At 68.8% G+C, this 9,795-nt stretch carries 11 protein-coding genes; 2 read left to right on the top strand and 9 right to left on the bottom strand.

All coding sequences use genetic code 11. The annotated features are described in order from the left end of the window. Positions 1 to 670 precede the first annotated feature (670 nt). Positions 671 to 1,180 (bottom strand): peptide deformylase, encoded by a 510-nt coding sequence (gene def / locus LXT21_RS32940; protein WP_254042170.1) that lies wholly within the window; start codon positions 1,178 to 1,180, stop codon positions 671 to 673. Between the two features lie 163 nt (positions 1,181 to 1,343). Here def and LXT21_RS32935 point away from each other — a divergent pair, with 163 nt between their 5' ends. Beyond that, positions 1,344 to 1,826: a nuclear transport factor 2 family protein gene (locus LXT21_RS32935; RefSeq protein ID WP_254042169.1), complete on the top strand. Its 483-nt coding sequence runs from the start codon at positions 1,344 to 1,346 to the stop codon at positions 1,824 to 1,826. A 52-nt stretch (positions 1,827 to 1,878) separates the two neighbouring features. Here LXT21_RS32935 and LXT21_RS32930 read toward each other — a convergent pair whose 3' ends face one another. The 5 genes from LXT21_RS32930 to LXT21_RS32910 all read right to left on the bottom strand — a co-directional run bounded on the left by LXT21_RS32930 (position 1,879) and on the right by LXT21_RS32910 (position 5,460). Continuing rightward, positions 1,879 to 2,319, bottom strand: coding sequence for a hypothetical protein (locus LXT21_RS32930; RefSeq protein WP_254042168.1), 441 nt, complete (start codon positions 2,317 to 2,319; stop codon positions 1,879 to 1,881). After that, on the bottom strand, positions 2,316 to 2,786 hold the full coding sequence (locus LXT21_RS32925; protein WP_254042167.1) for a MarR family winged helix-turn-helix transcriptional regulator: 471 nt from the start codon (positions 2,784 to 2,786) through the stop codon (positions 2,316 to 2,318). Before LXT21_RS32925 ends, LXT21_RS32930 begins: the two co-directional genes overlap by 4 nt. A gap of 260 nt (positions 2,787 to 3,046) precedes the next feature. Further along, the gene (locus tag LXT21_RS32920) at positions 3,047 to 3,622 is read right to left on the bottom strand and encodes a hypothetical protein (protein WP_254042166.1); all 576 of its coding nucleotides are present in this window, start codon (positions 3,620 to 3,622) and stop codon (positions 3,047 to 3,049) included. Positions 3,623 to 3,690: 68 nt separating this feature from the next. Further along, a complete protein-coding gene (locus LXT21_RS32915) occupies positions 3,691 to 4,308 on the bottom strand; it encodes a DUF2378 family protein (RefSeq protein WP_407667076.1) in 618 nt (205 codons plus the stop codon). A 39-nt stretch (positions 4,309 to 4,347) separates the two neighbouring features. Next, entirely contained in the window at positions 4,348 to 5,460 is a 1,113-nt protein-coding gene (locus LXT21_RS32910; RefSeq protein ID WP_254042164.1) for a 3-oxoacyl-ACP synthase III family protein, read from the bottom strand. A 507-nt stretch (positions 5,461 to 5,967) separates the two neighbouring features. Between LXT21_RS32910 and LXT21_RS32905 the strand changes: the two genes are divergently transcribed. Further along, a complete protein-coding gene (locus tag LXT21_RS32905) occupies positions 5,968 to 7,665 on the top strand; it encodes an MASE1 domain-containing protein (RefSeq protein ID WP_254042163.1) in 1,698 nt (565 codons plus the stop codon). A gap of 101 nt (positions 7,666 to 7,766) precedes the next feature. On the opposite strand, the gene LXT21_RS32900 is transcribed toward LXT21_RS32905, so the two are convergent. The 3 genes from LXT21_RS32900 to LXT21_RS32890 form a co-directional block, all read right to left on the bottom strand. After that, a complete protein-coding gene (locus LXT21_RS32900; RefSeq protein WP_254042162.1) occupies positions 7,767 to 8,291 on the bottom strand; it encodes a hypothetical protein in 525 nt (174 codons plus the stop codon). A 551-nt stretch (positions 8,292 to 8,842) separates the two neighbouring features. Further along, on the bottom strand, positions 8,843 to 9,430 hold the full coding sequence (locus tag LXT21_RS32895; RefSeq protein ID WP_074958614.1) for a vegetative protein: 588 nt from the start codon (positions 9,428 to 9,430) through the stop codon (positions 8,843 to 8,845). Between the two features lie 169 nt (positions 9,431 to 9,599). Next, positions 9,600 to 9,764: a hypothetical protein gene (locus tag LXT21_RS32890; RefSeq protein WP_254042161.1), complete on the bottom strand. Its 165-nt coding sequence runs from the start codon at positions 9,762 to 9,764 to the stop codon at positions 9,600 to 9,602. Between the last annotated feature and the right edge of the window lie 31 nt (positions 9,765 to 9,795).

The following is a 9,795-nucleotide window of genomic DNA, read 5'->3' as shown; positions in this document are numbered from 1 at the left end:
CCCTGCCGGTCTGCGCTTCTCAGCGCTCCCTGACTGGGGCCTTCTCAAAGATTGACTGCGGTTTCCGCAATCCTTCTCTTCTTCTTGGGCTTGCTATTTGGTTTTCAAAGACCGAGTCGCTTGTTTCCACCGCGACTTCTTGCTACCCTGCGTCCGCCTTCGACTTCTTTCCGGCGTCAGCGGGGCGCCCCTTCTATTTTATCTTCGCGTCCGCTGTCAACCACCCAGTTTCAGCTTTTCTTCTTTGCTGCTCTCCGAAGTCCCCAGCGCCGCCCAGTGGCTTCCGCTGCTTTCTTCCGGAGGGGCGCGGCTTCTACCTCTTCGCCGCATCCCGTGTCAACCTATTTGGTCAGATCCGTTTAATTTCTTTCGTCCGTCCCGGTGGGTTGCTGCGCTCACCGGTTCGTCGAGGGGCGCGGCTTCTATCACCACCGCGTTCCAGGTCAACAACCTTCGTCGACCTTTTTCTTCCCCCGTTGTTCGTTCCCCAGGGCCGGAGCACCAGGGCGACGAGCAGGGGTCCAGTTACTACCTCGTCACATCTCGTCCGTCAAATACCGGATGATCCACCCAGCGGATTTTCCGGTCCGGTCCCTTGGAGGAACCGGGGAGGCCCTTCCACCCCATCCCCGAATCGTCCGGCTCGTCGCTCCGGCTGCCCCTCGACGGGTCAGCTCTCCTTCTGACGGGCCTTCGACTTCTGGAGCTTCTTCATCTTGTCCAGGATGAGCGTGCGCTTCAGCGAGGACAGGTGGTCCACGAAGACGTGGCCATCCAGATGGTCGATTTCATGCTGGAGGATGTGGGCGAGGCGCCCCTCCGCCTCCAACTCGTGCCACTCCCCCGTCCGGTCCTGGTAGCGGACCTTGACCTTGTGGAAGCGCGGGCACTTCTCCCACTCCCGGGGAACCGAGAGGCACCCCTCCTCCAGCTTCACGGGCTCCTTCTTCTCCAGGACCTGGGGATTGACGATTTCGAAGGACGTCCCGTCCTCCCGCCCCACCAGCGCGACCCGAAGCGCCTCGCCCACCTGGTTGGCGGCGATGCCGATGCCCTCGGCTTCCTTCATGGACTCGGCCATCTGCTCCAGGAGCGTCTGGAGGGCGGGACCGAAGTCCGTCACGGGCTTCGTGGGAGAGGTCAGGACCTTGTTGGGCCAGATAACGATTTCGCGAGCCATGGGCGCAATCTGCCATGTGCGCCCCACCTTCGCCGCGCCATTCCGCATGCCCCCGGAACGAGGGGCCCTGGCCAGCCCCGGCATCGAACCCGCCAGGGCACTCGCCTCAAGGGAGGACCTCCTCCCAGCGCGGAGGTCCCCAGGTCTGCTAGACCTCGCCGCCATGCACCCGCACGCTCAGCTCCTCAACGACTTCTACTCGGCGTTCCAGCGCCGCGACGCGCAGGCCATGAACGCCTGCTACCACCCTGATGTGGAGTTCACCGACGAGGTCTTCGTCGGCCTGCGCCACGCCGGCACCACGGGCATGTGGAGCATGCTCTGCGAGCGGGGCAAGGACCTGGAGCTCACCTTCCGCGACATCCAGGCCGATGACCGCTCCGGCCGCGCCCACTGGGACGCGAACTACACCTTCTCCACCACCGGCCGGAAGGTCCTCAACCGCATCGACGCGGAGTTCGAGTTCCGCGACGGCAAGATTGTCCGCCACCGTGACCGCTTCGACTTCTGGGCCTGGTCTCGGCAGGCGCTCGGCCCCGCGGGGCTGGTGCTCGGATGGACGCCCCTCCTGCGAAACCAGGTCCGCGCCCAGGCCAGGAAGACGCTCGACAAGTACATGCGCGAGCGGGGCACCGCCGCCCCCTGACCCGGCCAACACACAGGCCCGGTTCTGGAAGTCCCCGGCGCGCCCGCTCGACTCAGGGCGCGCGGCTCACCGCCGGGGGCCGCAGCGGCGCGACGTCGGGCGCCACCCAGGCCGCCCTCGCCTCGGCGGAGTCGAGCGTCTGCTTCTGGTAGTGCCTCGCCAGGAGCTTCGCGTCCATCAGGTGTGGATTCGCCTCCAGCAGCTGCTCGAGCGACCGGGCCGCGGGGGTGAGCTCCATCGCGACGTGGACCAGCTCCATCCAGGCCCGGGTGAGGGTCTCGTGGTACTTGCCCGTGGCCCCGAGCGCGGCCGCGTAGTTCTGGATGAGCGTCCGCACCCGCCGCAGCCCGCGGTCGAACCCCTGCTCCTCACGCAGGCAGCACCAGGCCAACCTCAGGTGGTCGCGGTGCCCGAAGCGCTCCCCCGGATACGTGGCCGAGGCCACCGCCGCCACGAAGGCCGCGTCTTCCAGCTGATTCCAATCCCCGCTCATGTCGACCGTGTCCTCGTCCGCCTTCTCTTCGGGCCCTCGGACGGGCGCTCCTCCCGGTCCACCTCCGCGATGGACTCGAGTCCCGTCCGCAAACTCTCCACGTCCTCTTCCCCCAACTGTCCCAACACCACCGCCTCCAGGGCCTCCAGGCGCCGATGCACCCGCGTCGCCAAGGTCCTCCCCGGCCCCGTCAGGGAGACCTGGAACGAGCGCCGGTCCTCCGGCCGCGCCTCCCGCTTCACCAACCGCTTCGCCTCCAGCCGGTCCATGTAGCTGGTCAACGTGGAGCGCTTGTGCCCGAAGGCCGCGTGCAGCTCGCTCAACGACGTGTCTCCCGCCTCCACCAGGTACGCCAGCAAGTGGGCCTCCCCCTGCGAGAGCCCCAGGGGAGGCACCGCCCCCTCCAGGAACAGGCCGATGCGATGCGTGGCCCGGTGGACCTCCAGAACGAATCTGAGCCGCTTCATGATGCCCGCGCAACAATCATTCCGCTTTCGGAATTTCCGAAATCGGAGCGAATGCCCGCCTCCGGGCCGCACCGGTAGCCATTCGAGGCGCATGGAGCTCCACCGCGCGCCAGGGGCCAAAGCGTCGGAAGCCCGCACTGGCGGAAAGGGGTGGCGCGCTGGGCGCACTCCTCGCGCGACCCAGGACTCGGCCCGCGCTCACTCGAAGACCCTCACCGCGGCGACCACCCACCGCGGGAGGCTCCTCCGTCCCCCAGGGCTCAGGGCGTGGGGGCCTTGGCTCCGGCCGCCTTGGGCGGCGGGCCTCGATACGCGAGGAGCGTGTAGTACGAGCCCGTCGCGTACCCCGGCAGCTTCTTCGGGTTGAAGGAACTGGTGCTCGACACCGTACCGCCCACGTAGCCCGCCGGCATCTCCACCAGCTTCAGCGCGCACCCGGCGAGCACCAACCCCGCGACGGGGACGTCGTTCGACACCACGTTGCAGGTGCCCGTGGCCGCGAAGGTCCCCTCCGGGAGGACGAAGCGCATGTGGGCCGGCACCTGGTTCCCCGGCGCCAGCGGCGTGCCCGGGGTGATTCGCAGACAGGCCGTGGCGGTGCCCACGCTCTTCTGCCCCAGGTCCACCCACTTGCCATCCTGCTCGCGAGCACGTGGCACATAGATGCCCGCGCCCAGCTTCACCGTCGCCTCGAAGGGCGCCGCCGCGCAGGCCGCCGCATCCGCGGGCTTCGTCGCATCCTCCTGCGTGCGGAACTGGAAGACCTCCGACTCCGCCCGCGCCTCGAACGCACCCGCGAACAACAACGCCACCACTGCGTCGTGCCACCGCGCCATCGACACCTCCGTCGAGAGTCCACCCTCCTCGCGCGCCAGGTCCCTCCCCACCCGGCGCGCCAGGACGGCTACTGCCAGGACAGCGTGTACTCGGCGTCGAGCGGCCCCGTCTTCTTGCCGCTCACGCGCACCTGCTTGCCACCGACGGCCTCGATGACCGCCTGGAGCACGCCCTCGTGATAGGCCGGCGTCATGAAGTCGCGCTTCATGGTGAAGACACCACTGGTGTCCCCCGTCCACGTCACGCCACGCTCACCGTAGCTCACCGCCGCCTTGTAGCCCGAGTGCAGGTTGCCCAACATCCGCTTCGGACTGTTCGACGCCAGCAGGAGCAACGTCTTGCCCGCCGCCGAGGACAGGAAGTCCGCCGTCGCCTGCACGCCCATCCGCCGCAGCGCCGCGTCGAAGCCACCCAACTGGGGCCCCATCACCTGCGCCGCCGTGAAGGCCAGCCTCAGGTACGCCTCCACCGGGTAGTTGAAGAAATCGGTGTACTTCTTTTCTCCCGCAGCGGCGAGGCAACGCTGCACCGCGGCCTCGCCACCGAGCACCCTGACCGCGCCAAGTACGCCATTGAAGAACAGTCCTCGCGCGGTGTCGTCGCGCGTCGCCAACGAGACGCGCTCCTCCAGCTCTCGTGCGAGTTGGGGTTCGAGCACGTCCAACTTCTGAGCCATGTCTGCCATCAAACGGTGTCTCCATGGGGGGAAGGAGGCACCCGAAGTCTACAACCGGATGAGCTGCGCGCCGTAGTGGATGTTCGCGCCAACGGCCGCCACCAACACGATGTCCCCTCCCCCGAGGCGAACCCTCCCTCCCGCCAGGTCCTCCGCCAGCAGGATGAGCATCCCCGCGGCCGACGTATTGCCATACAAGTCGACATTGCAGGCCACCGCCTCCACAGGGAGTCCCGCGCGCGCCACGAACGCGTCCATCACCCGCTTGTTCGGTTGATGAAAGTAGTACCGCTTCACCTCACCTTTCAGGTCGGGTCGAGGACTCAACACCGCGTCCAGGCACTTCTGCATGTACTCCGGATAGCTGCGCGCCACGCGGAAGCCATCCACCACGAAGGCCATGTCCGCCGGCCGCGAGCGCCCCGGCTGGTAGGGCAGCTTCAACGTCCCGCCGCCCTTGCGGATGACCAGGTCCCCGTGCGCGTTGCCAGAGAACGAGGCCAGGATGCCCGCCCCGCCTGGCGCGTCCTCCTTCGTCTGGAGCACCACCGCGCCCGCCCCGTCCCCGAACACGTACATGGACAGATAGCCCTGCAGCGTCTTCGCCCGCCCGGGGCCCGGTGGCAGCTCGTCCTGGTACACTTCCCGGTTCACCAGCGGCGAGGTGAAGGCCGACGCCACCACCGCCACCGTGCGGAAGCGGCCCCCGTCCATCATCTTCTTCACCAGGTCCAACACGTACGTCGTGCCGCCGCAGCCATCATCCACCAGCAGCGCGAACGCGTCCTCGCGCAGCCCCAGCCGCTGGTGCACCGCCATGGCGTCGTGGTTGAAATGCGGCGCGTCCGGCGTGCACGTCACGACGAAGAGCGCGTCGAGCTCCCTCGCGTCCACGCCCGAGCTCTCGAGCGCCTTGCGCAGCGCCACCTCACACATGTCCGTGTTCGTCGCGGGGTAGTAGTGGCCGTCGTCCTCCGGCGGAGGCACCGCGCGCCCCGTCGCCTCGTCGAAGTCCCACAAGAACCGCCGCTCACGGATGCCCAGCTTCTCCTCGATGCGCTCCGCCGGCCACCCGGGGATGGCCCTGGCGATGCGCGCGTTGCTCACCCGACGCGATGGAACAAATGCTCCGGCACCGACGACACAGACATTGGGTGTCATTTCATGGCCTCGTTTTTTCACAGCCACGCCGGATGGGAGGGATTCCCTGGCCCGCTGCATCGAGCAGGATTCACGCCAGATACGAAGCCCTTGAAATGACGGCCTGCCAACCCGTAAGCCGCTTCACTCTTGAAGAGCCTCTCGCCATCGAGCCATCACAACCCTCTGGATTCACACGGAGGACCGTGGCGCTTCATAAATGAAGCGGCTTGCTGCGGAATTGAAGCAGCTCCGGCGATACATTGACTTCGAGTGCGGAGCCGCTCCACTCGACGAGGCCTCCTCGAGACCGGTAACGCCAGGGTTGCGAGTGATTGCGCACTCCGAGTGCCGAGACATCTTGGACCCATGGCACTGGACACGCCAGGGGCCCCGCGGGTTCCCGGCTGGGGCTCGGGGATTTCCCGGATACTTCCCGGGGTGCTCGGGACCGTGCCAGTGTGCGCCTCCGAAAGGCGTCGCGGGACCGCGCACTCCCAGAGCGGGTGCCCGGTCGACGAATGGGTCGTGCCCTCGCTCGAGTCCATCCCCCGCCGCTGGCAGCCCGTCCTCCGGCTGGTGCTCTTCACGGCCGCATATGCGCTGGGAGCACGGCTGGGCGCGGTGCTGGCGTTTCCTCCCGAGCGCGTCTCCGCCATGTGGCCGTCCAGTGGCGTGGCGCTCGCGGGGCTGCTGCTCACGCGGCACCGTGAGTGGCCCGCACTCGTGCTGGCCGCCATCCTGGTCGAACCCTTCGCGGTGGGCTCCGCCCACGGGCCCGTCACCTCCACCGGCTTCGTCATCGCCGCGGGCAACCTGCTGGAGGCCATGGTCGGAGCGCTGATGCTGCGCCGGGTGGTCCGCTTCCACCCGTCGATGGACCGCGTGCGCGATGTGCTGGGACTGGTGGGGCTGGGCGCCCTGGGCGCCACCCTGCTCAGCGCGAGCCTGGGCATGAGCATGCTGCTGTCCGAGCAGCGCCTTTCCCCCCAGGACTTCTGGCCGTCGTGGCGGGTATTCTGGGTGGGCAACGCCATGGGCGTGCTGCTCGTCGCGCCCCTGCTGCTCACCTGGACGGCGCGGGGGACCAGCGGCTGGAACCGGCAGCGACGACTGGAGCTGATGGCGCTCCTGCTGCTGCTCGGCGTGGCCACCCACTGGGTGTTCCGCATGCCGCCGTCGGCCGCGCCTCCCGCCACCTTCCATCCGGTGACGTACCTGACGTTCCCGTTCCTGCTGTGGGCCGCCCTGCGCTTCGAGGCCCGGGGCATCACCATGGCCGCCGCGGTGATGTCCTCGCTGTCCCTGCTGCACACCGCCCTGGGCAACGGCCCGTTCGCCCAGTTCGCGTGGCACAACGACAGCCTCACCTTCCTCCAGTCCTTCCTCGCCGTGGCCAGCGTGTCCGGACTGCTGCTCGCCAGCGCCCTCAGTGAGCGACGCCGCGCCCAGGAGGAGGTCAGCCACCTCAACCAGGAGCTGCGTCAGTCGCTGCAGACCCTCGCCGCCACCCAGGCCACCCTGGTGCAGCGCGAGCGCATGGCCGCGCTCGGCGAGCTGAGCGCTACCGTGGCCCACGAGGTCCGCAATCCGCTGGGCGCCATCTCCAACGCGCTCGCCGCCATCCGACGCCTGACGCCCCAGATGGCCACCGGCCCCACTGGCTCCCTGATGGACATCATGGACGAGGAGGTCGAACGACTGGCCCTGCTCGTCAATGACCTGCTCGACTTCACCCGCCCCGTCGAGCCCCGGCTGCGAAGTCAGTCACTCGGGCCCGTGGTGGAGGGCGCGCTCGTGGCGTCGCTGCGCTCGGGGGGCTCGGGCATCAACGTGTCGCGAGATTTGGACGAGACGCTGCCGCCCATCGCGCTCGACGCGCACCTGCTCCACGTGGCGCTCACCAACCTGTTCACCAACGCCGTGCAGGCCATGCCGGCCGGTGGCAGCCTGGTCACCCGCATCGAGACGGATGTCCGCTCGGGCACGCCTCACGCCCGGCTCACCATCTCCGACACCGGGCATGGGATGACGAACGAGCTGCAACAGCGCATCTTCGAGCCGTTCTTCACCACGCGCGCCAGTGGCACCGGGCTGGGGCTCGCCATCGTCCGACGCATCGTCGATGGTCACCACGGCGAGGTCATCGTGCACAGCACCGTCGGCCAGGGCACCACCTTCACCGTGTGGTTGCCCTACGCGGGAGAGATTCGCGCCGTGGCTTGAACGTGCTGCGCTCGCGCAGCCCGGGGCGTTCGAGGTCACGCCTCCTGGGTTGCCGAACACGGGCACCGCGCTCGACGGTGCCCGTGAGGACTGCTCCGGACTCAGAACGGGATGTTGTCGTCGTCGTTGGGCGGCGGGACATCGTCCTGGTAGCCACCACCACCGCGGCCACCGAAGCTGTCGCCACCACCACGACCGCCGCCGTAGCCGCCACCCTCGCTGCCACCGCCGCCGCCCTGCTGACGCGCCATCTCCGCCTCGATGGCGGAGAGCAGCTGGCGCTCCTTGTCGTGCCAGCGCGACTTGCTCGGGTCGTTCAGCGAACGGCGCGCACCATTCGCGTAGAACTCCAGGTCCTGCATGCTCGCTCCCGAGACGGGCGCGCCCTTGCTGCGGCCGTAGTTCGGGAACACCATTCCGTCCCCGCCACCACCGCCACCACCCGCGCTCGGCGCCGACCGACGGGGCGCCGCGGAGGCCGCGTCCGGCGTCGAGCCAATGGACAACTCTCCCATCCGCAGCGTGAAGCCTTCCTCGCTCCTGAACGCCGTGCCCACGCGCACCTGCTCCACGCGACCATCGGGGCGCCGCACCGCCACCGTGACTGGATAGCCTTGCTCACTCATGGCGCCCGAATCCCATCCCTCCCCCCAACCTGTCAACGGCGGCGCGATCACCCTGTCCGCCAGCCACATGCCCGCCTGGTGAACGCTCTCCCACCTCCGCGCCCCATGCACCTGCTCGCCGGCTGAACACCCATCCCCGCGCACCTCGGACACCCTCCTCGGGTTGGAGGCCGCCGTCGCGATGGCGGACCTCCACCTCGCGCCTCCATGGGCCCGCGGCCGTCAGTACTCCAGGCTCCGGTGAGGCAGGCTCAGGCGGGGCTCTGGCTTCGGCGCGTACGGGGTGGGCGCGGCGGCAGCGACCTCGGTGCGTCGTGAACCGTGACGAGGTCGGAGAGGACCGGGCTGGCCCTGTCGTGGGACGGCCGCAGGGAGGGAGCGCCTTTCGCTCTCGGGCTTCTCGCCCTCGACAGCGCTGGCATGCTCGGGACACACGCCTCGCGTGGCGGCTCAGCCGAAGCGCCGCTCGAAGCCGTGAAACAGGGCTCCCCTCTCGAGGAGCCCGTCACCAGCAGCTTGTGCCGAAGCCGCGAGACGTCCGCGGCGGGACTTCAGACCAGCGACGCCTGAGCGCCCCTGCCGCCCTTCTTGCGACCGCGCTTGCCCTTCGCCGGCTGGGCCTCGCGCAGCGCCTTGCTCGCCGCACGACCGCGCGGCAGCTTCACGTCCTGCACCGACTGCGGCTTCGCGTCATCCACCCACGCGGTCGGCCGACGGTCCGTGCGCATCAGCAGCCGCAGCTTCTGGTAGTGCGCCGAGCAGTAGCCCTTGGAACGGCTGGGACGCTTGCACCCGATGATGGCGCACGAGCGAGAACCCTCCGCCACCCGGGCCCGCGTCGCCGCGCCCTTCGTCGCCACCAACGGCAACTCCACCTGCGCCGCCGGCTTACGGCCCGGCTTGCGGCCCCGCTTCGCCGCGGGCGCCGGCAACACCGACGACTGCCGCGCCGCCACCGGCCGCACGCCAGCGACCGCACCCAGACGGCTCGTCAGCGGCGCCAGCCGGAAGGTCACCGAGCGCAGCATGTCCAGGGCCTCGAGGCCCTCTTCCAACCGGCTCACCGCCTGCTGCAAGGGCACGAGCTGAGTCTGCAACTCGCGCCGGAACATCTCTCCAAGCTCATTCGCAATGGACATGTGACGGGAGGATATACGCCGTCCTGGGTTCTCGGCGGGAAATCCGCTGCACGGCACGCGCCAAGCGTCGTCTCCGAGCGGATTTTCGCCTCCGGCCCCTCCAGGAGGTCCTGCTCCGAGCGAAAACCTCCGACTCCAGGGCCTGCTGAAACGTCTCCCTGAAACAGTTTCAGCCCTGGGCGCAGGTCAATGGCTCGGGCCGCGGCGTCACCGGGTCCACCTTGCGCACCGACGTCGGCAGCTCGAACAGCGAGGCTCCCGCCCTGGGGCAGCCCCCCGCCAACGACGCGAGCGCCCAGACCAACAACACCGTCAGCACCACCGGGTGACCCACGACACGTGCCTCCTCAGGCTCGGATACCCAC

It is taken from the genome of Myxococcus guangdongensis (assembly GCF_024198255.1).
Taxonomy (GTDB): domain Bacteria; phylum Myxococcota; class Myxococcia; order Myxococcales; family Myxococcaceae; genus Myxococcus; species Myxococcus guangdongensis.
Note: the sequence above shows the minus strand (reverse complement) of the source record. Positions and strands in the feature narration are given on the sequence as shown.

Coding starts and splice junctions, on each gene's coding strand:
- LXT21_RS32930 (WP_254042168.1), bottom strand. CDS start 2,319: ATGAGCGGGGATTGGAATCAGCTGGAAGACGCGGCCTTCGTGGCGGCG.
- LXT21_RS32900 (WP_254042162.1), bottom strand. CDS start 8,291: ATGAGTGAGCAAGGCTATCCAGTCACGGTGGCGGTGCGGCGCCCCGAT.
- LXT21_RS32895 (WP_074958614.1), bottom strand. CDS start 9,430: ATGTCCATTGCGAATGAGCTTGGAGAGATGTTCCGGCGCGAGTTGCAG.
- LXT21_RS32920 (WP_254042166.1), bottom strand. CDS start 3,622: ATGGCGCGGTGGCACGACGCAGTGGTGGCGTTGTTGTTCGCGGGTGCG.
- LXT21_RS32925 (WP_254042167.1), bottom strand. CDS start 2,786: ATGAAGCGGCTCAGATTCGTTCTGGAGGTCCACCGGGCCACGCATCGC.
- LXT21_RS32935 (WP_254042169.1), top strand. CDS start 1,344: ATGCACCCGCACGCTCAGCTCCTCAACGACTTCTACTCGGCGTTCCAG.
- LXT21_RS32915 (WP_407667076.1), bottom strand. CDS start 4,308: ATGGCAGACATGGCTCAGAAGTTGGACGTGCTCGAACCCCAACTCGCA.
- LXT21_RS32910 (WP_254042164.1), bottom strand. CDS start 5,460: ATGACACCCAATGTCTGTGTCGTCGGTGCCGGAGCATTTGTTCCATCG.
- def (WP_254042170.1), bottom strand. CDS start 1,180: ATGGCTCGCGAAATCGTTATCTGGCCCAACAAGGTCCTGACCTCTCCC.